22 protein-coding genes are annotated in these 23189 nt (G+C 72.1%); 3 read left to right on the top strand and 19 right to left on the bottom strand.

Annotation, left to right across the window (positions count from 1 at the left end):
* Window positions 1-103: 103 nt before the first annotated feature.
* Window positions 104-433, bottom strand: a complete 330-nt coding sequence (locus FHS22_RS13905) for an STAS domain-containing protein (protein WP_221473633.1) — start codon at window positions 431-433, stop codon at window positions 104-106.
* 337 nt (window positions 434-770) lie between these two features.
* On the opposite strand from FHS22_RS13905, the gene FHS22_RS13900 reads away from it, so the two are divergent.
* Window positions 771-1097 carry a helix-turn-helix transcriptional regulator gene (locus tag FHS22_RS13900; RefSeq protein ID WP_184941751.1) on the top strand — a complete coding sequence of 109 codons (327 nt, stop codon included), beginning with the start codon at window positions 771-773 and terminating at the stop codon, window positions 1095-1097.
* Window positions 1098-1127: 30 nt separating this feature from the next.
* On the opposite strand, the gene FHS22_RS13895 is transcribed toward FHS22_RS13900, so the two are convergent.
* The 9 genes from FHS22_RS13895 to FHS22_RS13855 form a co-directional block, all read right to left on the bottom strand.
* Window positions 1128-1520, bottom strand: coding sequence for a hypothetical protein (locus tag FHS22_RS13895; RefSeq protein ID WP_184941749.1), 393 nt, complete (start codon window positions 1518-1520; stop codon window positions 1128-1130).
* Between the two features lie 228 nt (window positions 1521-1748).
* A complete protein-coding gene (locus FHS22_RS13890; protein ID WP_184941747.1) occupies window positions 1749-2918 on the bottom strand; it encodes a class I SAM-dependent methyltransferase in 1170 nt (389 codons plus the stop codon).
* The gene (locus tag FHS22_RS13885) at window positions 2915-3799 is read right to left on the bottom strand and encodes an alpha/beta hydrolase family protein (protein WP_184941745.1); all 885 of its coding nucleotides are present in this window, start codon (window positions 3797-3799) and stop codon (window positions 2915-2917) included. The genes FHS22_RS13890 and FHS22_RS13885 overlap by 4 nt, the downstream gene beginning before the upstream one ends.
* Window positions 3796-5397: an acyl-CoA dehydrogenase family protein gene (locus FHS22_RS13880; RefSeq protein ID WP_184941744.1), complete on the bottom strand. Its 1602-nt coding sequence runs from the start codon at window positions 5395-5397 to the stop codon at window positions 3796-3798. The genes FHS22_RS13885 and FHS22_RS13880 overlap by 4 nt, the downstream gene beginning before the upstream one ends.
* A gap of 12 nt (window positions 5398-5409) precedes the next feature.
* On the bottom strand, window positions 5410-7032 hold the full coding sequence (locus tag FHS22_RS13875; protein ID WP_184941742.1) for an acyl-CoA dehydrogenase family protein: 1623 nt from the start codon (window positions 7030-7032) through the stop codon (window positions 5410-5412).
* Complete coding sequence (locus tag FHS22_RS13870; RefSeq protein WP_184941740.1) at window positions 7029-8762, bottom strand: AMP-binding protein; 1734 nt, start codon at window positions 8760-8762, stop codon at window positions 7029-7031. Before FHS22_RS13870 ends, FHS22_RS13875 begins: the two co-directional genes overlap by 4 nt.
* Window positions 8759-9034 carry an acyl carrier protein gene (locus FHS22_RS13865; RefSeq protein WP_184941739.1) on the bottom strand — a complete coding sequence of 92 codons (276 nt, stop codon included), beginning with the start codon at window positions 9032-9034 and terminating at the stop codon, window positions 8759-8761. The genes FHS22_RS13870 and FHS22_RS13865 overlap by 4 nt, the downstream gene beginning before the upstream one ends.
* Before the next feature lie 323 nt (window positions 9035-9357).
* Window positions 9358-10566 (bottom strand): Gfo/Idh/MocA family protein, encoded by a 1209-nt coding sequence (locus tag FHS22_RS13860; protein ID WP_260407932.1) that lies wholly within the window; start codon window positions 10564-10566, stop codon window positions 9358-9360.
* Window positions 10567-10660: 94 nt separating this feature from the next.
* Window positions 10661-11029, bottom strand: coding sequence for a DUF5997 family protein (locus tag FHS22_RS13855; protein ID WP_184941737.1), 369 nt, complete (start codon window positions 11027-11029; stop codon window positions 10661-10663).
* A gap of 54 nt (window positions 11030-11083) precedes the next feature.
* On the opposite strand from FHS22_RS13855, the gene FHS22_RS13850 reads away from it, so the two are divergent.
* Window positions 11084-11797 (top strand): LysR family substrate-binding domain-containing protein, encoded by a 714-nt coding sequence (locus tag FHS22_RS13850; protein ID WP_184941736.1) that lies wholly within the window; start codon window positions 11084-11086, stop codon window positions 11795-11797.
* 227 nt (window positions 11798-12024) lie between these two features.
* Here the strand turns inward: FHS22_RS13850 and FHS22_RS39605 are convergent, their stop codons facing one another.
* The 8 genes from FHS22_RS39605 to FHS22_RS13810 form a co-directional block, all read right to left on the bottom strand.
* On the bottom strand, window positions 12025-12222 hold the full coding sequence (locus FHS22_RS39605; RefSeq protein WP_377296325.1) for a hypothetical protein: 198 nt from the start codon (window positions 12220-12222) through the stop codon (window positions 12025-12027).
* Between the two features lie 222 nt (window positions 12223-12444).
* A complete protein-coding gene (locus FHS22_RS13840) occupies window positions 12445-14412 on the bottom strand; it encodes an APC family permease (protein WP_338047742.1) in 1968 nt (655 codons plus the stop codon).
* 113 nt (window positions 14413-14525) lie between these two features.
* Window positions 14526-15194 carry a response regulator gene (locus tag FHS22_RS13835; RefSeq protein ID WP_184941734.1) on the bottom strand — a complete coding sequence of 223 codons (669 nt, stop codon included), beginning with the start codon at window positions 15192-15194 and terminating at the stop codon, window positions 14526-14528.
* Window positions 15191-17752 carry a sensor histidine kinase gene (locus tag FHS22_RS13830; RefSeq protein WP_184941732.1) on the bottom strand — a complete coding sequence of 854 codons (2562 nt, stop codon included), beginning with the start codon at window positions 17750-17752 and terminating at the stop codon, window positions 15191-15193. The genes FHS22_RS13835 and FHS22_RS13830 overlap by 4 nt, the downstream gene beginning before the upstream one ends.
* A gap of 499 nt (window positions 17753-18251) precedes the next feature.
* Entirely contained in the window at window positions 18252-19013 is a 762-nt protein-coding gene (locus tag FHS22_RS13825) for an ABC transporter permease (protein WP_184941731.1), read from the bottom strand.
* 9 nt (window positions 19014-19022) lie between these two features.
* Complete coding sequence (locus FHS22_RS13820; protein WP_184941729.1) at window positions 19023-19814, bottom strand: ABC transporter ATP-binding protein; 792 nt, start codon at window positions 19812-19814, stop codon at window positions 19023-19025.
* Window positions 19814-20227 (bottom strand): DUF1048 domain-containing protein, encoded by a 414-nt coding sequence (locus tag FHS22_RS13815; protein ID WP_184941727.1) that lies wholly within the window; start codon window positions 20225-20227, stop codon window positions 19814-19816. The genes FHS22_RS13820 and FHS22_RS13815 overlap by 1 nt, the downstream gene beginning before the upstream one ends.
* A 2-nt stretch (window positions 20228-20229) precedes the next feature.
* A complete protein-coding gene (locus FHS22_RS13810) occupies window positions 20230-20559 on the bottom strand; it encodes a PadR family transcriptional regulator (RefSeq protein WP_184941725.1) in 330 nt (109 codons plus the stop codon).
* 196 nt (window positions 20560-20755) lie between these two features.
* Here FHS22_RS13810 and FHS22_RS13805 point away from each other — a divergent pair, with 196 nt between their 5' ends.
* The gene (locus FHS22_RS13805) at window positions 20756-21916 is read left to right on the top strand and encodes a DUF418 domain-containing protein (protein ID WP_184941723.1); all 1161 of its coding nucleotides are present in this window, start codon (window positions 20756-20758) and stop codon (window positions 21914-21916) included.
* Between the two features lie 54 nt (window positions 21917-21970).
* On the opposite strand, the gene FHS22_RS13800 is transcribed toward FHS22_RS13805, so the two are convergent.
* The gene (locus FHS22_RS13800; RefSeq protein ID WP_184941721.1) at window positions 21971-22621 is read right to left on the bottom strand and encodes a hypothetical protein; all 651 of its coding nucleotides are present in this window, start codon (window positions 22619-22621) and stop codon (window positions 21971-21973) included.
* Between the last annotated feature and the right edge of the window lie 568 nt (window positions 22622-23189).

The following is a 23189-nucleotide window of genomic DNA, read 5'->3' as shown; positions in this document are numbered from 1 at the left end:
GGCCCGCCGCGACCGCACATCCCACCAAAGTCCATACTTCACAGGGCCTCACCGCCCCGGAGGCAGGACCTCCCGGCCGGACCGGCCCCGGCCGCGGCCGGGGTCACGCCGCGGGGGGCGTGACCGTGCCGGTCGGGAGCGGGTAGGCGATGTCCAATATGTGTCGCAGGGGCCGTGACGGGGCGCGCAGGCGCCTCCGGTCCGCGCCCACGGCCGTGATCAGGGCTCGTGTGCCGGCCACGTCGATGAAGGTCAGGGCGCTGCCGTCGATGACGTAGGAGTCGTCGATCCGCGCGGCGTGTGCCAGTGTCCGCGTCACCTCCGCGGTGTTGCGGGCGTCGATCTCACCGATGAGGCGGACGGTCGACGGTCCCACCGAGGTCTGGCAGACGATGCGCAGCTGGGGGTCGGCGTACAGGAGCTGGTCGACCACGGCCGGTCCGGCCGCCGGCGAGGGGCGCGGGCGGGGCGGTGTGCCCGGGTTTCCCGTCTGGATCATTGCAAGCGGGGCTCACGCGCCGCGGTGGTGGCGTGCGGCCGCCTCCGCGCGGGAGGCGGGGCGTGTGACGACGGCGGGCGCGGTGGCGGTCATCGTGTCCCCTCGGGTGTTCCTGATCGCGGCGTCGACGGCGGACGCCGATACGGCAATGGTAATCAGGAAACATCTTACCGGAAATGCTTTTCTGGATAGAATCTTCGTGTAGGCCGTCCGGCGCGATGCGTTAGCCTGAGCCGCGGATCAGCTCGACAAGACAGTGAAGGTGCCCGTGATGACCGGCACGGACGAGACCCGTTCCCGGTGGACGTTCCTGACCAACCACGCGCGTGTTCTGCTGGAGATCGCCCGTGACCCCCAGGCGCGGCTGCGTGACATCGCCGCCGCCATCGGCATCACCGAACGCGCCGCCCAGGGAATCGTGAGCGATCTGGAGGAGGCCGGTTACCTGACGCGTGACCGGGTCGGCCGCCGCAACCACTACAACGTCAACCCCGACCGGCGGTTCCGGCACCCCACCGAGGCCGACACCCCGGTCGGCGCCCTGATCGAGATCTTCACCCACCGGGAGACGAAGGAGAGCGGCCGGCCGTACCCGTGACGGCCGGGTCCGGGGCTCCGCGGGCGGGTCTCAGGGGCAGTGGGAGCGCGGCAACCTGCCGGACGCCTTGACGGTGACCGTCTTGTGCCGCGAGGAGTCCGGACTGCTGATCCACATGGTCAGCCTCGGGTATTCGTGGGCGCATACCCTCCTGGCGCTCTTCTTCAGGTGTTTGAACTGGTAGATCACCTTCTTCCAGTTCTTCTCAGGGGTCTCCACCATCCATCCCTCGCCGTCCTGCATCGCGGCCTGGCAGTTGCGGATGCCCTGGCACGGGCTGCTGTACGTTGCGGCGGCGTCGGCGGACCGAGCCGTCACCTGGGTGGCCGCGAGCGCGACCAGAGTGACGGCGGCGCCGGCGGCGAACTTCCCGATCATGTCCATGTCCTCGCTGTGCTTGCACTTCCCCGGCGTGGGCCGCACCCGCGCTCTCCCGTTCCCGCGCGTCGCGCTTCTCCGCGAGAGCCCGGTGCGGTCCACGGCAGTAGGGTCCCGGGCCGCTGTTGCAAACGGCTTGGATCTTTCTAGTGAAAGGGCGTGCGGCGGGGACGAAGCGGTGCAGGAGCACTGCGGGCGGTCCGGTGGCGCGGCCCGCCGGCCGTCTCGGAGATCACGCCGGCGGGGCGGGCGCCGGACACCGCCGGGCGGGCCTCAGGGCCGTTCGGCGACGAAGCCGCCGAACGGCCAGAACTCGAGGTCGCTCTCGCCGGGGAACGCCCGGAACGAGGGGAATCCGGCGTCGGTCAGCGAGCGCGCCCACTCCTGCTGGGTGAGGTAGCCGACGTTGACGCGGCGCGGGGGGTCCAGGACCGCCCGGTTGTAGCTGTGCAGGCTGGTCTGCAGGACCTCGCAGGGGAAGAACACACCGGGCCGCGTGCGGTTGCCCGAGGTGAAGGTGAGCCAGCCGCCGGGCTTCAGGATGCGGTGGCAGGAGCGCAGCACCTCGTGGAGGTTCTCGACGTCGTGCAGGACGTTCTCCAGGATGACCAGGTCGGCCGAGCCGTCCCGCAGGTAGGGCACGTCGTCGTAGGAGTCCAGGTCGTCGAGGTCGACCCGGTCGAAGGAGGTGACGGCCAGCAGCTCCGGCGCCTCCTCCTGCAGCATCCGCCTGGCGCCGCGCATGAGCTCGCGGCTGATGTCGGTGAAGCCGTAGTGCCGGATCGCCCGGGCCCGCTCCCGGAAGCCGTCGATCTGCAGGGCGGCGCGGATGGTGGCTCCGACGCCGGCGCCGCCCTCGAACACCACGATGGGGTCGCCCGCGCGCAGGCGCTGGTCCAGCACACGGGCCACGAGGCTGTTGCAGGTCTGCTTGGGCGCCACGTCCACCATGAGGTACTGCCAGATGCGCCAGGTCTCCGCGACGCCGATCCGCTCCTCCATCGCGGCCAGCCCGTCACGGCCCCGCAGGACCTCCCCGGCCACCGACTCGACGGCGCGCAGCGCGACCATGGTGGCCGTGTCCGGCGACGACACCCCGGCGAGATAGGCGTCCTCGCGGGCCTGCGCGCGCCGGGCCAGCTCGGGGGTGGGGCGGTAGGCGTAGCCGTCGCGGACCAGGTCGCCGCGGTCGGCGAGGTACTCGATCAGCCGCTTGCGGAAGAAGTACGGCTGCCGCTCCGACCCGGTGGACGGCGGCGGCGCCTTCGGGTCGTGCACGGCCTCGCCCGTCGCGAAGAGGTGCCGCATGGCGATGCGCGACAGCACCAGCGCGGCCTCGTACCTGATGCGTTCGAGTGTGACCGTGTACTCGGGCGTGCAGATGTCGCTGATGTCGATCGCCGCGATGTCGGCGCGCGTCGCTTCCTGGACCGGCTGAGTCATGACGTGACCTCCGTGTTTCCTGATCCGAGCCACTCCACGGCGGCGTCGACGACCGCGCCGGGCCGGTGCGCCCAGCGGAAGTGGTGTGTCCTGCCCAGCCCGACGTCCTCGGGTGGGATCTCCGCCCATGCGACCCTGGCCGACCGGAGTTTGGCGGCGAGATGCTCCGAACAGGGTTCGGGAACGTAGCGGTCCCCGGGCAGTACGACGAACAGCACGGGGACCGCCGAGCGGGCCAGGGCCGCCTCGTAGTCGACCCGGCTGCCGTGGACGAGGTAGGCGCCGTGCACGGCGTCGTGCATCCAGTCGCGGACCACGCCGCGGGCCTCCTTGCCCGCGAAGGGCAGCCAGCCGGGCAGGTAGCCGTGCAGCGCGGTGGCGACCCGGATGATCTGCAGGCCCAGGAACCTGGCCGGCCTGCGTATCCCGGGCACGCGGCCGTACCAGCTCGTCCCGGTGGCGACGAGCACGGCGGCGGCCACGTGCGGCGAGGTCGCGGCGTGCAGCACGCTCAGATGACCACCGAGGCTGTGCCCGAACAACGTGACCCGCTCGGCGCCGAACTCCCGGCGCAGCGCGTCGACGATCTCCGGCAGCTCGGTTTCGAGCATCTCGGCGTAGCCGAACGTGGTCGAGCGCGACGGGCGGACCGAGCTGCCGCCGTTGCCGCGCAGGTCGGCCAGGACCGCGGTGTGCCCGCGAGCGGCGAGCTCGGCGGCGACCGCCGTGTAGTAGCTCGCCCGCACGCCCATGGCGGGCAGGCAGAGCACGATCGGCGCGTCCTTCTCGGCGGCCCGGAAGACCACGAGTTCGCTCGTGCTGCCGTCGGTGAAGCTCACGCGGAGGCGCTGCGGTGCCCGCCGGTGATCGGTAATGGTCATCTCAGGGGCACCTCGATGTCGGAGAAGAGCCGTCGCCCGTCGTGGTCGAGTCCGATGCGGTCCACCGTCCGCCGGCGCAGGCCGGCGTCCGCGGGCTGGGGCTCGCCCAGTCGTACGGCGATCCGCCGCAGGCACAGCAGCAGCCACGCCCCGGTGGCGTGGAAGTCGTCGCGGTGCCGCCCGTGCAGCCAGGCCGAGGCGCAGGCCGCCGCGGCGTCCAGACGGGCGTCGCCGGGCGACGGCGACGCCCCGCGGTGTGAGGCGATCCCGGCCAGGCGGTCGAGCAGCTCCAGCAGGCGGGGGGCGTACGGTCCCGGCAGGCCCTCCTCGCGGACGAGGGCGCGGGCCCGCGCGAGGGGGTCGCCGTCACCGGCGCCGTCCGCCGCGGGCTCCCCCAGCCACGCCAGCTCGGGCGGGACCGGGACGAACGGGTCGGGCGGCAGCTCGTCCGGCGGCGCGGCGGGCGGGAAGTCCCCGGAGTCCGCCAGGGCGGTCACCACGGCCACGTCGCGGCGCATCTTCTCCACGATGCCGTGCCAGTGCTCGGTCGCGCAGTACGCCCGCGCGCCCAGCACGATCGCCAGGGACTCCACGCCGTCGCCGGCCAGTTCCGGCACCAGGTCGCCGACGCGCGCCGAGGCCGCGGGAAAGCGGTGCGGATCCGTGCGCGCGGTGCGGCACAGCCCGTGGCAGACGGCCTCGCCGATGAGCAGGTCCGCGTAGACGTCGGCCAGGCGGACGGCGACCGGTTCGAGCTCCAGGATCGGCGCGCCGTACAGCCGCCGGGACCGCGTGAACGCCACGACCGCGCGCAGGCAGGTGTCCAGTCCGCCGAGGGCCAGGCCGGCGACCACCAGCCGCGCCACCGGCAGGGTCCGCGCGGCGGTCTCCCGCCCCTGCCCCGGCGGGCCCACCGTCTCGGCCGGGCCGGCGGGGAAACCCGACAGGGTGAGGCGGCCGAGGGCCGAACCGCGCAGGCCGTGGGTCTCGTACGCGGGGTCGGACCGCCAGTGCCCGCCGCGGTCCGCCTCCCGCAGCAGCAGGAACGCGGTGACGCCGGCGCCGGTGCGGGCGAGCAGGGTCGTGCCCGCGACGTGCCCGTCGTGGCCGGCGAGCGTGGTCCTGCCGCTCAGGCTCCACGCGTTCCCGGCCCCGGCCAGGGCATCGAGCCGGGCGTCCGCCGTGATGTCCACGCCGTGCTCCGCCTCGCCCATCGGCAGCCCCAGCAACTCGTGCCGGCGCAGCAGCGCGGCGACCGCCCGGCGCTGGGCGGGCGTGCCGCGCTGCCAGACGGGCAGGCCGGCCAGGAAGCCGGCCGCGATCGCCGACGCCGCCGTGAGGTCGCGCCGCGCCAGGACGCGGAACAGGGCGAGGCAGTGGTCCAGGGACCGCAGCCGGCCGCCCGAGGCGGCGGGGGTCAGGTACTCGGCGAGCCCCCACGAGAACGCCGCGTCGCGCAGGTGCTGGGGGAACCTGCCCTCCCTGTCGGTCGCGACGGCCGCGTGGAAGGAGGCGGGATTGCGCTCGTCCATGGGGTCGCCGAGGGCCCGGTCGAGCCGGGCGGCCGTGCCGAGGGCCGCCTCGATGGTCTGGTCCATGTATCCGCCCCTTCAAGCCGGTCGGGACAGCGACAACGCCGAGCGGCCCGCGTAGCGCATGGCGAGATCCAGGAACAGGCTCTCGGCCGTCTCACGCGGCATGCGGGCGCCGCCGGGGCGCAGCAGCGACTCCACACCGGCCGCGAGCCAGTGCCCGGGCCCCGACCGGGCGAGGCAGACCGCGGCGAAGGTGCGCGCGTACCGCTCGCCGACCTGCAGCCCGTCCTCGGACCGCGGGTCCACGTCCCGGCGCGCGTCCGCGAGCAGGTCGCGGCCCGCCTGCCGGAGCAGCGCGGCGGCACGTGCGGACCCCGCCCCGCGCTCCAGGTCGGCGCAGGCGCCGTCCAGGCCGGCGGTGACGGGGTCGAGGTCGCTCGCCGTGCCCAGTGCCGCGAGCCCCGCGGGGTACGGCTGCGGCGCGAAGGCCGGCTGGAACACCTCGTCGGCCGCGCGCGGGTCGGCCCCCGGCTCGGTCAGGCACGACACCTGGGCCGCCAGCGAGCTGAGCACGACCGGCTCGCTGCCGTCGAACAGGCTGAAGAGCCGCGTGTCGCGCACGAGCTTGTCGTAGACGCCGTACCAGTGGTCCTGGCGCAGCAGGTAGCGCGCCCCGAGCACCCCGGCCAGGCGGCGCAGCCGCTGCTCGGCGAGGTGCGGCACGAGGTACTTGGCGACCGCCGAGGCGACGGGGGCCAGGGCGGGCAGGTGCTGCAGGATCCGCACGCAGCAGGTGGCCAGCGTCTCGGCCACGCGCAGGTCCAGGTCGGCGGCGGCGAGCTCCTCCCGGACGTACGGCAGGTCGATCGCCCGCCCCTGCCGTACGTGACGGTGGCGCAGGACGTCGAACGCGCAGCGCAGTCCGGTGTCGAACGCGCCCAGGCTGAGTCCGGGCACCATCGTGCGGATGGTGATCAGCGAGCGGATCGTGAGATCCAGCCCGCGGCCGGGCCGCCCCAGGACGGCCGACGACGGCACGAACGCGTCCAGGAACCGCACCCCCGCGATGTCCGCGCCCCGGATCCCGTGCGTGTGGATCCTCGGCAGCAGCTCGTAACCGCCGGCCGGCAGCCGTTCCATGTCCACCAGCAGCAGGGTCAGCGAACGCAGCCCGGCCAGGGACGGCTCGCGTACGAGCAGGCAGACGAACCGGGCCAGCCGGACGTTGTTGATCATCCATTTGGCGCCGTCGAGCACGTACCCGCCGCTCACGCGCCGCGCGGTGAGGTCGCCCGACAGCAGGTCGGCGCCCTTGTCGAACTCGGTCAGCGCCAGCGACATCCACTGGCCGCGCAGGACGGCGTCGGCGTAGTCCCGCTGCTGGGCGGGCGTCCCCGCGAGCCACACCGGCGTGCCGGACGCCCACGGGGAGTTCGCGATCACGGCCACGGTCGGGTCGCGGCGCGCCACCACCCTGCCGAGGGCCAGCAGCTCCTCCAGGGACGTCAACCGGCCGCCGAGCGAGGCGGGCACCAGATGGGCCGGGTAGCCCCATGCCCGCAGCCGGTCCAGCGAGCCGTGCGGCCAGCGCTCCGCGTGGTCGCCCGCCATCGCGGCGCCGAACGTGAGAGGGCCGGCGGGCCGGTGCGGGTCGCCGAGGGCCAGGTCGAGTTCCTCCGCGGCGGGGAAGCGGTTCACGCGGCGCTCCTGACGCGTTCTTCCGCGGTCACGTGCTCGAGGACCCGGTCGAGCGTGCCGGCGAGCAGGCGGTCGCGCATGAGGAGGCGCTGGAACTTGCCGCTGGTGGTGCGCAGCAGTCCGCCCCTGCCCAGGAGCACGACGTCGACGGAGGCGCCGCCCAGTTCCCCGGCCGCCGCCGCCCTGAGGTCGGAGACGAGCGGCCCGTGGGGCGGCCGCGCGGTGGCGGCCTCGGCCAGCACCGCGATGCGCTCGGGCCGGCCGGTGCCGTGGCCGGCCGGGAGGACGACCGCGACGGCCCGCCCGCGGTACAGTCCCGCCACCCGGCGGACCCTGGCCTCGACGTCCTCCGGGTAGTGGTTGCGCCCGCCGAGAATGATCATTTCCTTGCGGCGCCCCGTGACGTGCAGCGCCGAGCCGGCCAGGTAGCCGAGGTCTCCCGTGGGGCACCAGCCGCCGGCGGGAAGGGGCGCCTGCCCGTGGTAGCCGCGCATCACCGGCTCGCCCCGGACCTCGATGTCGCCGACGGCCCTCTCGCCCGCCTCGACGCCGTCCTTGACGATCCGGACCTCGACGCCGGGCGCGGGCACACCGCAGCTCACGATGCCGCGCGCTGCGAGGGCGCCCCGGTCGGCGGGTTCGGCCCGCCCCGCGTCGTTGAGCACGTCGCGATCGACCCAGTCGACCCGGGCCTCCTGCCCGACGGGGGTGAAGGTGACCGCGAGGGTGGCCTCGGCCAGGCCGTAGCACGGGGTCATGGCGCGCGGGTCGAGCCCGGCGGGTGCGAAGCGCTCCTGGAAGGCGGTGATCAGCTCGGGAGCGATCGGCTCGGCGCCGTTGAGCATGACCCGCACCGCGGACAGGTCGAAGCCGGGCACGTCCTCCGGGGGTACGGAGTCGAGCAGGTGGCCGTAGCCGAAGGCCGGGCCCAGGTAGACGGTGGCGCGCAGGTCGCAGAACCGGCGCAGCCAGTCGTCCGGCCGCTTGATGAAGTCCTGCGGCGCGGACACGTGGACCGCGATGCCGCCGCCGATCGCCGCCAGCGTGGAGAACAGCCCCATGTCGTGGGAGAGCGGCAGCCAGTGGCAGGTCACGTCGCCGGCTCGCGCGTCGACTCCGCGCTGGATGGCGCGCAGGCCGGCCAGCACGTTGCGGTGGGTCAGCGCGACGCCGCGGGGCGCCGAGGTGCTGCCGGAGGTGTACTGGATCAGCGCGAGGTCGTCGTCCCCGGCCTGCGGCGGTTCCATGACACCGCCGTCGCCGTCGCTGTCGCCGTCGTCGAGCAGGTGGGCGTACGGGCCGGCGAGCCGGGAGAGCGGCACGACGCGCAGACCGGGCACCAGCTCGGCGAGCGGCTCGGCGTACGGGTCGTCGATGACGGCGAACCGCGTGCCGCTGTCGGCCAGCACGTGCCGCATCCGGGACAGGAACGCCTTGGTGAACCCGGTGGAGACGGCGAGGGGGACCATCACCGCGCCCGCGAGCGCGATGCCGCCGGTGATCCGGAGGAAGTCCACCGGCGACTGCAGGAGAACGGCCACCGGCGTGGCAGGCTCCACGCCGAGGGACCGCAGCCGCGCGGCCGCGAGGCGGCCGTCGCGGACCAGCTCGTGGAAGGTCAGGCACCGGCCGGGGAAGAAGGTGCCGACGACCTGACCGGGGTGCGACTCCGACGCGCGGACGAACATCTCACCCAGCGTCCGCACCCCTGCCGGGACGAGCGCGCTCAAGCGACCTTCTCCCGTTCCTGCACGCACAGCCGGTAGATCTCGTCGGCGACCTCGCTCAGGGTTCCGGTGCGGAACAGCACCTCGTTGTCGAACTCGATGCCGAAGGTGCGCTCGATCCGCCCGGCGATCCGCAGCAGCTTGATGGATTCGACGAGGCTCAGGTCGGTGATCCTGGCATCGTCGGTGATGGTGCTCTCGGGGATCTGGAGTACGCGCGCCACGATGCCTTTCAGGGCATGGGAAACCGCCTGGTGCGTGAGCTGGCCTGCCATTGATAACCCCATTTCAAGTGCTACGCGGTTGAACGGGGCAAACGTAACCAGGGAATTGCGGCTCTCCAACCCCTAACAAATGCCACCCCTATGCCGCGGCCTCCGCCGCCTGCGCGGACGCCTGCCTTGAAACGCCTTAGGGGTGGCCGGCGCGGCTGGCCGGCCAGGGAGCGCCGGTGAGCGGCTGTCGATCAGGAGCGGCACGCACGCGGTCGGGCCGCGACTCGGCGCCGGGACCGACCGGCATCCGAAGCATCCGTACGAGGGCGCAGCGGTCGACGGCGCGGGCGAAGTGCGGATGTTCCGAATGGATACGCCACCGCTCAGCGCCCTCGTGCCACCCGGCCGGAGACCTGGTGCCGGGCGAAGTAGTCCAGGAGTCCGGGCTCCAGCGGAGGAACGGTGCGGGGAGTGCCGCCCTCGCGCAGCGAGAGGGTGGCGAGGTAGCCCGCGGCGACGCTCATCCGGGCGGCCACCGGTGAGGTGTCGGTCGGGCCGCCGTGGCGGGCGAACCGGAGGAACTCGTCGATGACGGCCTCGTCGGCTCCTCCGTGCCCGCCTTCGGCCGGGGGGACGGTGTAGGCGATGTCGCAGTCGTCCCGGTAGGCGGAGGGGCCCCGGTTCCATACCTTGACGACGGCGCCGGCTTCGTCCCCGAAGTTCTCCAGACGGCCGTGGGTGCCGATGACCGTGTAGTTGCGCCAGTAGTCGGGGCTGAAGTGGCACTGCTGGTAGGCGGCGATGACACCGTTGTCCAGGCGCATGTTCACGACCGACACGTCCTCGACGTCGATGCGGTGGTGCAGGCCGGTCGAGGCCGTCGGCGGCCAGGGCCAGTCGGTGAGCCAGCCGTCGGCCGGCGGCGTGCCCTCCGGGCGGCGGGGCAGCCCTCCGTAGAGCATGAGGTCGCCGAAGGCGTTGACGTGCCGGGTGTAGCCGCCGGCGAGCCAGTGGATCACATCGATGTCATGTGCGGCCTTCTGGATGAGCAGGCCGGTGGTGCGCCGCCGGTCGGCGTGCCAGTCCTTGAAGTAGTAGTCGCCGCCGCGGCCGACGAAATGCCGCACCCAGATGGTCTTGGGGACTCCGATTTCGCCGCGGCTGATGATGTCCCGCATCACCCGGACCACGCCCAGATGCCGCATGTTGTGCCCGAGGTAGAGGCGTGTCCCGGTCCTGGCCGCCACGCGCAGCACCTCATCGCAGTCTTCGATGGTGATGGCCAGGGGCTTTTCGAGGTAAACGGTCTTGCCCGCGGTCAGGGCGTCGCGGGCGATCGCGGCGTGGGTGTCATCCGGCGTGGCGATGATGACGGCGTCCACATCGGTTCGGCAGAGCAGGCGGCGGTGGTCGGTGACGGCGGCGGCGCCGTTCACGCCGAACCGCCGCGCGCTGTTCTCCAGCGTCGCGGGGTCGGTGTCGCACAGGGCGGTTATGCGAGCCCCCCGGCCTGGCCGGTGGGCGGCGGCGGCGAGAACACCGCGTTGCCCGGCGCCGATCACGCCCAGACGGAGGTCGTGCAGGTCGGTCATGGTCTCCCCCCGGAGAACGCGGAGACCCGGACCGGTGACCGGTCCGGAGACGTCTGCGGACCTCAGCCCGCGTCGGTGCCGGTCCTGGCCGTCGTCACCGGCGCTGCTTGAGGCGCTGCGCCTCCTTGCGCACCTCGGCCTGGACCGACCGCTCGTGCTTCAGCCACTCGGGGTCCTCCGCCTTGATGGCGTCGATCTCGGCGGTGGTGAGCGGCCCGGTGATGCCGCCCCTGGCCAGGCCCGAGTTGGAGACGCCCAGCTTCACGGCGACGACCTGCCGGGGGTGCGGCCCGTTGCGCCGCAGCTCGGTCAGCCAGGCCGGCGGAGCGGCCTGCAGCGCGTTCAGCTCGTCCCGGGAGACGACTCCCTCCTGGAACTCGGCGGGAGTGGCCGAGAGGAGCACACCCAGCTTCTTGGCCGCGGTCGCGGGCTTCATCGTCTGGGTGGTCTTGGGCTTGGTCATGGTGTCAAGGGTATGGCGGGGAACCGCCTCCCCCGACATCGGTAACCTGAGGAGATGACCGACAGGGAGTTCCGGCTGGCGTACGTGCCCGGGGTGACGCCCGCCAAATGGGCCGGCGTCTGGGCCGAGCGCGTGCCCGACGTGCCGCTCACCCTGGTCCCCGTCGCCGCCGCCGACGCGGTGAGGTGCCTGCGCGACGGCGGCGCCGACGCCGGGTTCGTGCGGCTGCCGGTGGACCGCGAGGGGCTCAGCGTGATCCCCCTCTACGTCGAGACCACCATGGTCGTGGTGCCGAAGGACCACGCGGTGGCCGCCGCCGACGAGGTGACCGTCGCCGATCTCGCCGACGACGAGGTGCTCCACCCGATGGACGACACCCTTGGGTGGACGGTCCTGCCGGGACTGCCGGCTTTCACGCGTCCGGACACGACGGCGGAGGCGATCGAGCTGGTGGCGGCGGGGGCCGGGCTGCTGCTGGTCCCGCAGTCGCTGGCGCGGCTGCACCACCGCAGGGATCTGACCTACCGGCCGGTCGTGGAGACGCCGCAGTCGCAGGTCGCGCTGGCCTGGCCCACGGAGGCGACGACCGAGCTGGTGGAGGACTTCATCGGCATCGTCCGCGGGCGTACGGCGAACAGCTCGCGGGGCCGTACTCCCGCGCCTGCCCCGGAGAAGGCGCGGAAGAAGCCGCGGAGTCCCGCTCCGGACGGGTCGGGCCGCCGGGGCGCGCAGAGCGGCCGGGACAGGAAGGGGCGCCGTCCCCGCTGAACCGCGCGCCGCTTCGAAAGCCGCTGCGGGGCATGCGGCCGGGGCGGCCCGCCCGGCCCGGAGAACCACCGGAGCATGCCTCATCCGACCGGTTGTGAAGCGGTACGGGCCGAGCCCTCCTGTTCAGCCGACGATGGTCTTCTCTTCGGGTAGCTCGTAGCGGCGCACCTGGGCGCGCAGCGCCATGGCGGAGAAGACCGTGGCAGGGCCCACCCGGCCGATGAACATCAGCAACGTGATGGGATCTGCCCGGCAGGGGTGAGCGCGGCGGTGATGCCGGTGGACAGTCCCACCGTGGCCAGCGCCGAGACGACCTCGAACAGCACCTGGTCCAGGGTGTGCGGGGTCAGCGCCGGCAGCACGTAGGTGGAGACCGCGACCAGGCCCGCGCCCCGCAGCGCCTGGGCGGACGAGCGACGGATCACTGCACCCCCCTTCCGTTTCGGGTGGTTTCTCAATGGCTCGGATCGGATGGGAAGACGGGTCGGTGCGTTCCTCATGGGCCGGAGCCGCGGTAGGTCAGGGTCCGGCCCGTGGCTCGGTCCGGTGGGAGGCGGACACCGACCCGCTGAAGAGCGCCGGTCCGGCCTGACCCGTCGGTGGTCCCCGCGGCCGCCGTACATCCCGGCGTGCGGGAAGAAGCGTTTTCAGCCGACGTGGACCAGGGGGCGGCGGGCGATGTCGGGTTCGGCCTGGCGCAGGACCTCCCGGGTCAGCGGCGGGATGTCGCCGCCGCCGAAGACCAGGTAGCGCAGCAGTGCGCCGATCGGGTTGCCTTCGGCGGCCCAGTGGTAGTAGACGTGCGGCAGCTTGCCGGTCTCATCGCGCAGGTACAGCAGCAGGGCGGCGATGGCGTTGGCGATGGTGGTGCTCTCCATGCGCAGGATGCGAAAGCCGTGGCGTTCTTCGCCGACGACGCGCAGCTCGCTTGCGAACTCCGAGGCGTCCGGGACGGTGACCTCCAAGAACAGCAGGCCCTCGGCGGTGCGCAGCCGGTGCAGCTCCCAGGCTTCGCGGGTTTTGTCGACGTACTCCTTGCAGTCGCGTTCATGCGGCTCGTTGGCGATCAGATGGATCTCCCCGGCCTCGTTGATGTAGCGCCGGGCCAGGTCGTCCAGGGTGATGCGGGTGACGCGCAGTTCGGTGGAGCGGGTGGCGCGGGAGACCAGGGAGGTCAGCACGATGCCCGCGACGAAGAACGCCGCGATCACCAGGCCGTCGGGGCGTTCGACGATGTTGGCGACGGTGGCGTAGGCGAACACGATCGTGATGAGGCCGAACGCCGCCGTCGCCCCGGCCTGCCGCTGCTTCCACGCCGACAGGGTGACCGCCACGGCCGCCGACAGGATCAGCGCGAGTACACCGGTGGCGTAGGCGCCGCCCTGGGATTCGACGTCGGCGTCGAAGAACAGCGTGATGGCGAAGGAGACGGCGGTGAAGACCAGCACCATCGGCCGGGTGGCCCGGGACCAGTCGGGGGCCATGCCGTAGCGGGGCAGGTAGCGCGGGACGATGTTGAGCAGCCCGGCCAGGGCCGAGGCGCCGGCGAACCACAGGATCGCGATCGTGGAGATGTCGTAGGCGGTGCCGAACCAGTCGCCCAGGAACGCGTGCGCCAGATAGGCCAGGGCGCGGCCGTTGGCGCGGCCGCCCTCGGCGAACTCCCCGGCGGGGATGAGCACGGTGGTGGCAAAGCTGGAGGCGATCAGGAAGACGCTCATGATGAGCGCCGCGGTGGTCAGCAGTTTCCTCGCGCCTGTGATCCGCCGGTCCAGGTCGCCCTTGACCAGTGGCATGACCGCCACGCCGGTCTCGAAACCCGACAGGCCCAGGGCGAGTTTGGGCATGACGTACAGCGAGACGGCGATCATCGCGATCGGGCTGGAGTGCTCGGCGGTCAGCGCGGCACCCCAGTCGGCGACCAGGGCCGGCTCGGCCAGCACATGCCGGACGGCCACCGCCACGACCACGACGTTGAGCGTCAGGTAGACCGCGACCAGCACCACGGCGATGGAGATGGCCTCGCTGAAGCCGAGCAGGAACACTCCGCCCAGCGCGGCGATCAGCACCAGCGTGACCGGGACCTGCCAGGTGGAGAGGGCCGCGGGCACGAACGGGTTGTGCAGCACGTGGGCGGTGGCGTCGGCGGCCGACAGGGTGATCGTCACGATGAACGCGGTGGCCACGAAGCCGAGCAGGGACAGCACCAGCAGTTTGCCGCGCCAGCCGGGCAGCAGGCGCTCCAGCATCGACAGCGAGCCCAGCCCGCTGGGGCTCTGGCGGGCCACCGCCCGGTAGGTGGGCAGCGCCCCCAGCAGGGTGAGCGCGACCAGCAGCAGTGTGGCGATCGGGCTGAGCGTCCCGGCGGCCAGCGCGGCGATGCCGGGCTGGTAGCCCAGGGTGGAGAAGTAGTCGACGCCGGTCAGGCACATCACCTGCCACCAGGCGTGCTGGTGGCCCGGCGCCTCCTCGTGGTGGGGCCCGCTGGTCTTGGGGCCGGTCCGCGCCAGTCCGTGCAGCAGCCATCGGCGCAGCCCGGATTCGGCATGTCCGGCCTCCGCATGTCCGGTCTGGGGGTTCCCGGCGGCGGCGGGTTTCGGGGCCGATGCCTTCACCGCCCTCCACCTCCCGCGGTCATCGGCCGATGTGCTCCGGCGGCATGTGTCGTGTGCATGGTGTGGTCCGTTCCAGGCTCTGCGGGGTGGGTACGGCGGCGCCGGTCTGTCGCTCAGGGGGCGAACCGGTAGCCCATGCCGGGTTCGGTGATCAGATGCACCGGGCGGGCCGGGTCGGGCTCCAGCTTCCGGCGCAGCTGGGCCATGTACTGGCGCAGGTAGTGGGTCTCCTTGGCGTAGCCGGCGCCCCACACCTCGGTGAGCATCTGGCGCTGGCTGATCAACCGGCCCGGGTGGCGCAGCAGCAGCTCCAGCAGTCGCCATTCGGTCGGGGTCAGTCGTACGCCGCCGGAGACCGTCTTGGCGGCCAGATCGACCGTGCGCTCACCGATCCGGATCTGCACCGGCTGCGTCTCATGCGGTGAGGCGCGGCGGGTGACGGCCCGGATCCGGGCCAGGAGCTCCTCGATGTCGAACGGTTTGGTGACGTAGTCGTCGGCTCCGGCGTCCAGGGCGTCGATCTTGTCCTGGCTGCCCGCCCGGCCCGACAGCACGATGATCGGCACGGAGGTCCAGCCGCGCAGACCGTGGACGACCTCCACGCCGTCGATGTCGGGCAGGCCCAGATCCAGCACGACCACGTCGGGGTGGAACTGCGCGGCCTGGCGCAGCGCGGAGCCGCCGTCATCGGCCAGGGCGACCTCGTAGTGGCGGGCGGCCAGGTTGATGCGCAGCGCCCGCAGCAGCTGCGGCTCGTCGTCGACGATCAGGACGCGGGTCATGCGTCCCCCTGCGCGGAGGCGCGCTCCGCCGCGGGGAGGACGGGCATGGAAACGACCATGGTGAGTCCGCCTCCGGGGGTCTCGTCGGGAACCAGGGTGCCGCCCATGGCCTCGGTGAGCCCGCGGGCCAGCGCCAGGCCCAGGCCGACACCGGTGTGGGTGTCGCGGTCGCCGAGGCGTTGGAAGGGCAGGAAGACCTGATCGCGGGCCGCGGGCGGGATGCCGGGCCCGTGGTCGATCACGCGGATCTCCACGCGGTCGCCGTACCGGCTGGCGGTGACCAGGACCTTGTGACCGGGCGGGCTGTGGCGGGCCGCGTTCGACATCAGGTTGACCAGGACGCGTTCCAGCAGGGCCGGATCGGCGACGATCTCGGGCAGGTCCAGCGGGATGTCGCCCTCGACGCGCTCACGCAGCGGGCCCAGGGCGTCGACGGAGCGCGGCACGATCTCCTCCAGCGCCACCGGATGCGCGGCCAGGCCGAGCACGCCGGCCTGCAGGCGGCTCATGTCGAGCAGGTTGGACACCAGCCGGTCCAGCATGGCCAGGGACTCGGCGGCGGTGGCCAGGAGTTCGGCGCGGTCGTCGTCGCTCCAGCCGATCTCGGTGTTGCGCAGGCTGTCGACGGCCGCCTTGGCCGAGGCCAGCGGGGTGCGCAGATCATGGCTGACGGCGGCCAGCAGGGCGGTGCGCATCTTGTCGGCCTCGGCCAGCGGCCGGGCCCGTGCGGCCTCCTGCTGCAGCCGCTCCTGGCGCAGGGCGACGGCGGCCTCGGTGGCGAACGCCTCCAGCACCCGGCGGTCGGAGGCTTTCAGCAGCCGCCCGCGGACCGCCAGCACCAGGCAGGTGTCGATGACGACGTCGGTGTCGGCGGTGGCCGGGTGGGTGCAGGGCGGGCCGCCGGAGGTGGCCAGGATGCGCCAGGCCCCGGGGTCGCCGCGATCGTCGGGGCCCGGCTCGCCGACGCGTTCCAGGAGCGTCACCGAGGTCAGGGCGAAGGTCTCACGCAGCCGGGCCAGCAGGGAGGCCAGCGCGGCCTGTCCGCGCAGCACGTGCCCGGCCAGGGTGGACAGCACCTCGGCCTCCGCACCGGCGCGGGCGGCCTCTTCGGTCCGGCGGGCGGCCAGGTCGACGATGGTGCTGACCGTGACCGCGACCAGAACGAACACGATGAGTGCGAGCAGGTTGTCCGCATCGGCCACGAACAGGGTGTGCAGGGGCGGAGTGAAGAACCAGTTGAGCAGGGTGGATCCGCCCACGGCGGCGGTGATCGCGGGCCACCTGCCGCCGAGCAGGGCCACGCCGGCGACCATCAGCAAGAACAGCAGGATCCGGCTGGACATGCTCACCGCTCCGCCCAGCCAGACGAGCACCGCGGCCAGGGAGGGCAGGCCGAGCGCGGTCAGGCACCACCCGGCGGTCCGCCGGGTCCGGGAAAGCCCGGCAGGCGAGCGCGACGGGCGCCGCCGTCCGGTGGCGCTCTGCTCGTGGGTGACCATGTGCACGTCGATGGAACCGGACAGCGCGATCGTCTCCGCGCCGACGCCGCGAGAGCGAAGGCGGGCCAGCCGGCCGCGGCGGGAGGCGCCCAGCACCAGCTGGGTGGCGTTGACACCGCGCGAGAAGTCCAGCAGTGCACGTGCAACGTCGTCGCCCACCACCTGGTGGTAGGAGCCGCCGAGGGCTTCGACCAGCGTGCGCTGGCGGGCCAGATGGGCCGGATCCGCGCCGATCAGGCCGCCGCCCGCGCGGGTGACGTGCACGGCCAGCAGGTCGGCGCCCTTGGTCCGGCCGGCGATCCGGGCCGCCCGCCGGATCAGCGTCTCGCCCTCCGGGCCGCCGGTCAGCGCGACCACGACCCGCTCCCGCGCGCCCCAGGGTGCGGCGATGCCGTGTTCGACGCGATAGCGTTCCAGTTGCTCGTCGACCTTTCCCGCCACCCACAGCAGCGCCAGCTCCCGCAGCGCCGTCAGGTTCCCCTCCCGGAAGTAGTTCGCCAGCGCGGCGTCGATCTCCTGCGGTGCGTAGACGTTGCCGTGCGCCAGGCGGCGGCGCAGCGCCTGGGGGGTCATGTCGACCAGCTCGACCTGGTCGGCCCGCCGCACGACCTCGTCCGGCACGGTCTCGTGCTGCGTCATCCCGGTGATCTGCCGCACCACATCGGTGAGCGACTCCAGGTGCTGGATGTTGACCGTGGAGACGACGTCGATGCCGGCCTCCAGGATCTGTTCGATGTCCTGCCAGCGCTTGGCGTTCCCCGACCCCGGAGCGTTGGTGTGGGCGAGCTCGTCGATGAGGGCGACCGCCGGCCGCCGGGCGATGACCGCCTCGGTGTCCAGCTCGGTGAAGACGATCCCGCCGCGGGGCGCACGTCTGGCGGGGACGATCTCCATGCCCTCCAGCAACCCGGCGGTGCGGGCGCGACCGTGGGTCTCCACGAAGCCCACGACCACGTCCCGGCCGCGCTGCAGGCCGCGGCACCCCTCGTTCAGCATCGCGAAGGTCTTGCCCACCCCTGGCGCCGCACCCAGATAGATCCGCAGCCGTCCCCGTGGCATGCCGATCACCATTTCCCCGATCCTGAAACGCCCCAAGGTCCATAAGTTAGGACCAAGGTCTATGAAATAGCGCTAGCGGAGCTTTTCCTCGCATCTTGACGGTTTCCCTACGCTGTCGGATGGATTGTTGACGCGATCCATACGGGTCACGGCCGCGTCCGGCGAAGTGGTGGATGACGCTGTGAAGCGCTCCGGGTCCGCTGGGCTTGGGGCGGACCGCCCTGGCGTGCGCGGGGCACCTCGGTCGGGCGTCCCAGGTGACCGGGAGGCTTCCGACGCCGTGGACGTCGGCGGTCTCGGGGCGCGGGGCGGCCTGTCCGGCGGGTACGGCCGGCCGCAGGGTGAGGGATTCGGCCATGACCTTGAATCGAGATAGTACGTGTTCGGGAGGACTCGGGGGCCGTGCTGAATCGGAGAACGACCGCCGCGGCCCCGGAAGGCGTCCCGTCCACGGCGACCGCGCCGCGAGGCGCCTCTCCGCCGCGCCGGCCGGTACGGTCTAGGAGACCTTGCGGCGGTAGGTGTTCATGGCGAGGCCGTACGCGACGACGAGGAGGCCGGCGCACCACGCCAGAGCGGTCCAGAGGCCGGCGCCGACGGGCTGCTGGGTGAACAGGTCGCGGATGGCGTTGACGATGGACGTCACCGGCTGGTGCTCGGCGAAGACGCGCAGCGGGCCGGGCATGGTGGCGGTGGGCACGAACGCCGAGCTGAGGAACGGCAGGAAGATGAGCGGGTAGGAGAACGCGCTCGCGCCGTCAGCGGTCTTCGCGACCAGGCCGGGGATGACGGCGAGCCATGTCAGCGCCAGGGTGAACAGGAGCAGGATGCCGGCGACCGACAGCCATGCCGGCAGGCCCGCCCCCGAGCGGAAACCCATGAGCAGGGCGACGAGCACGACCACCACGAGCGAGATCGAATTGGCGACCACCGAGGTCAGCACGTGCGCCCACAGCACCGACGACCGGGCGGTCGGCATGGACTGGAATCGCTCGAAGATGCCGCTCCTCATGTCCATGAACAGCCGGAACGCGGTGTAGGCGATGCCCGAGGCGACCGTGATGAGCAGGATGCCGGGCAGCAGGTAGTTCACATACGGCACCGATCCCGTGTCGATCGCGCCGCCGAACACGTAGACGAACAGCAGCAGCATGGCGATCGGCATGACCGCCGTCGTGATGATGGTGTCCGCGCTCCGCGTGATGTGGCGCAGGGATCGTCCCAGCAGGACGGCGGTGTCGCCGAAGAAGTGCTTGCTCATGGTTGCTCCTTACGCGTTCGTGCCGGCGTTGCGGTCCTTGCCGTCGGCGCCGACGAGTGCGAGGAAGACGTCCTCGAGGGTCGGCTGCTTCTCGACGTATTCGATTTCGGCGGGTGGGAGCAGCCGCTTGAGCTCGGACAGGGTGCCGTTGACGATGATCCGGCCCTCGTGGAGGATCGCGATCCGGTCGGCGAGCTGCTCGGCCTCGTCCAGGTACTGAGTGGTGAGCAGCACCGTCGTACCCTGGGCGGCGAGTTCCTTGACGACCTGCCACACCTCGATGCGCGCCTGGGGGTCGAGCCCGGTCGTCGGCTCGTCGAGGAAGATGACCGGCGGATCGCCGATGAGGCTCATCGCGATGTCGAGACGGCGGCGCATGCCGCCGGAATAGGTCGAGACCCGCCTCGCGGCCGCGTCGGTCAGCGAGAAACGCTCCAGCAGGTCATCGGCGACCTCGCCCGGATTCCCGAGGTGCCGCAGCCGGGCGACCAGCACGAGGTTCTCGCGCCCGCTGAGGATCTCGTCCACGGCCGCGAACTGCCCGGTGAGGCTGATGGACTCCCGTACGTCCGCGGCCTGCGCGGCGACGTCGAAGCCGTTGACGCGGGCCGTTCCCGCGTCGGGCTTGAGCAGCGTGGACAGGATCTTCACGACCGTGGTCTTGCCCGCCCCGTTCGAGCCGAGCAGGGCGAAGATGCCGCCCCGCGCCACGGTGAAGTCCACGCCGCGCAGCACCCGCAGCCCCCCGTACGACTTCTCCAGGCCGTGGACCTGGATCGCCTGTGCTTGCCGTGTCGTCATCAGACGGCCCTGTCCTTTCCTCCGGTGTCCTCGCCGGCGGCGCGCTCGATGGCGCTGGTGAAGCGGTTCCGCTCCCGGGATCTCCACTGTCCGGCCGGGTAGTTGGCCATGAACGCCTCCACGAACTCCACCGGGTCCTCCCCGAAGAGGTCGCGGATCGGGGTTCCGTCCGCCGCGCTCTGCTCGAGCAGGTCGGCGAGGTCCTCGTACATCGCCATCGCGCCGGCGCCGTCCGCCGGCCCGAGCATCATCAGGTACCGCTCCAGCGCCTCGGCCGCCGTGCGGTAGTTCTCGGGAAGCCGCCTGATGCGCGCCTTGTACTGCCGGTAGCGCCGCTTGTCCTCCAGCGACCCGGTGACCAGTTCCAGGTACTGCCGGTAGCGGCTCTTCTGCTCGTTCGACTCCGTGGTCATGTCTACTCGCCTCCCTTGCGGAGCTGTTCGAGCCGTTCTGCGAGGAAGCTCCAGGTCCTCCAGAACTCTTCGAGGTACTCCCGCCCCTGGGTGTTGAGGGAGTACACCTTGCGCGGCGGCCCCTTCTCGGACGGGACCTTCTCCACGTCGACCAGGCCGCGCTGCTCGATCCTGACCAGCAGTGCGTAGATGGTGCCCTCGGCGATGTCGGAGAAGCCCTGCTCCCGCAGCCACGCCGTGATCTCGTAGCCGTAGGCGGGCCGGTCGGCCAGGATCGCCAGGACGATGCCCTCCAGCGTTCCCTTGAGCATCTCTGTCGCCTGCTTGCCCATGAGACGTCCTTCAGCTACTTGGTGATGCTGACTACCGGTACAAAGTAACACTGACTACCAGTACATAGCAATGCTGAATAGCAGGGCATGGTCGCGGCCCGACGGGCGCGGGCGGCCCGGTCGCCGCCCATGGGCGGGCTCCGCATGCCGTCTCCACCTCTTGTATCTGGCAGATATTTCTATTAGATATAAACTCATGGAAACGACGCGCATCCGGGAGATCGACGCCATCCGCGCCTTCGCGCTCCTGGGCATCCTGCTCGGCACCATCGCCTACCTGCCCGACCCCGCCCACGTGGCGGTCGGCGCCCTGCCCCCGACCGACGACCCGGTCGCCTTCGCGGTGAACGCTCTGGTCTTCAGCAAGTTCTACGTGATCTTCGCGTTCCTGTTCGGCTACTCCTTCACCCTGCAGATGCGCTCATGGGGTGAGGGCCGGGTCCGGAGCCGGATGCTCCGCCGCTGCCTGGGCCTGTTCGTCCTCGGGGTGCTGCACGGGTTCTTCCTGTGGTTCGGCGACATCCTCACGCTGTACGCCGTCCTCGGCGTGATCCTGCTGCCGATGCGCGCCGTCAAGCCGCGGACCGCCGTCCTCGCCGGCTCCTGCATCGTCGGCCTCGTCGGCCTGTTCTGGGCCGGGCTGGGGTGGCTCTCCACCCTCGCCCCGGCCGACCCGATCCCCGCCGCCGACCCCGCCGCCGGAGCGCGCGCCCTCCGGCTGGTGACCGACGGGCCGCTCGGCTTCCTCACCTTCCAGACCGAGGTCTATCTGCCGTCCGCCCTGTTCGTGTGGGGCTTCCAGGGTCCGGTCGCACTGGCGATGTTCCTGCTCGGACTGGCTGCGGGCAGGACCGGGCTGCTGGAGCGGCCGGAACTCCGGCAGCGCCTGGTGGCGCGTGCCCAGGGGGTCGGCTTCCTGGTGGGCCTGCCCGGCATGCTCTTCTTCGCCTGGGCCTCCGGCCGTTCCGACGAGGTCGCCCTGTACGGCCTGGCGGTCAACACGGTGACCTCGCCCTTCCTGGCGGCGGCCTTCGTCGCCACCCTGCTGCGGGCGCTGCGGCGCTTCCCCGCGCTCACCGGCGTCCTCGGCCCGGCGGGACGGATGGCCGCCTCCAACTACATCGGCCAGTCCGTGCTGATCGCCCTGCTCTTCACCGGCTACGGCCTCGGCCTGGCCGGGCGGCTCACGCCTCCGGTGGTGACGGGCGTGGCCGTCGTGATCTACGTGGTCCTGCTCGGACTGAGTTCCTGGTGGATGCGGTCCCACCGGTACGGCCCGATCGAGTACGGCCTGCGGATCGTGACCCAGGGCACCCGGAGACCGGCCGGCTCCGCTGAGCCCCTGCGACACCGCTGAGTCACGGCGGCGCCGGTGAGCGGGTCCCGGGCTCACCGGCGCTGGTCTGGATCGTCATCCTCTCGGGCCGAAGGCCGTCATGAGGACATGCACGCCGATGAGGACGGTGATCCAGATCATGGCGCGCCTGGTCGGCGGGGGACCGCTGCGCAGCAGCGAGACGCCCAGGGGGATGAAGGCGAGGCAGAGGCCGGCCACGGCGATGAAGGACTGGGGCTCGGTGCCCTTGAGCGTCCCGAGCGCGAGGGCCGACATCAGGCCGAGTGCGATCGAACGGCCCAGTCCCAGGGCGCCGGAGCGGTAGGCGCCGATGGCCAGCACGACCCAGCCGAAGAAGGCCGGTCCGGACATGGACCTGAACGGGTGCCAGTGCGTGTCCCGCCACGCGTTGTAGTAGCCGTCGATGCCGTCGAGCATCGTCTGCAGGCCGAGGACGTCGGTCAGGTGGAAGGCCAGGTGATCGGTGCCGAACTGGAAGACCCGGGTGAACAGGCCGACCATCACCAGGCAGCCGCCCCACATTCCCCACAGCGGGTGGGTGGCGGAGATCCTCTGCGCCAGCGTCATGACCGCCGGCCACAGCAGCACGAACCCCAGGGCGAAGCAGGCGTAGGCGGCGGTGATGAGGGCGGGGTGCTGGGTGTAGGCGGCGAGCTGGTACGGGACGAAGTAGTAGAACTGGGAGCGCAGGAGAGTCCCGGTCATGATCAGGATAGGGCCGCCGATCAGTGAGACGGCGCTCACCCATCGGCCGGGAAACGCGGGCCGGCGGTCCAGGTTGGCGGCGGCGTTGGCGGCCCGCCGCTCCGCGCCGGTCCGCCGCCATCGAGTCACTCGCCCCTGAAGATCAACGCTCATGGATTGCCGCCCATCATGTCCGTATCGGTGTGCCCGGACCGGTACGCCGTGGCACGTCAACATGGTGCTGGGCGAGGCGGGGGGCGCGCGTCTGGCCCGGGTCGCATCTTGGCGGGCGGGCACGAGCCGGTGGTGCGACCTCAGGCGGATGCACATATCTGACCGTGGTCGGATGCCGAGCGAGCCGTTGAGGCGATAGCTTCGCGCCGTGGTGGCCCGCCCCGCCGGCGGTCGACGGACCTCTTCGGGGCGAGGCCGTGCCATCCGGAAGGGTAGGGCCAGCCCTACCCCGGGATGCCTGCCAACAGGGTCGATCGGGCCCGCCGGGGGCTCGTAGCGTTGGCTCCATGAGATCCCTCCTGCGCCGCATCGGCATCGACACCCGCTACCTGCTCCTGGGCTTCCCGCTCTCCGT

The organism is Thiemannella venezuelensis, from assembly GCF_014203605.1.
Classification (GTDB): Bacteria; Actinomycetota; Actinomycetes; order Streptosporangiales; family Streptosporangiaceae; genus Planomonospora_A; species Planomonospora_A venezuelensis.
This window is presented reverse-complemented; position numbering and strand designations above follow the sequence as displayed.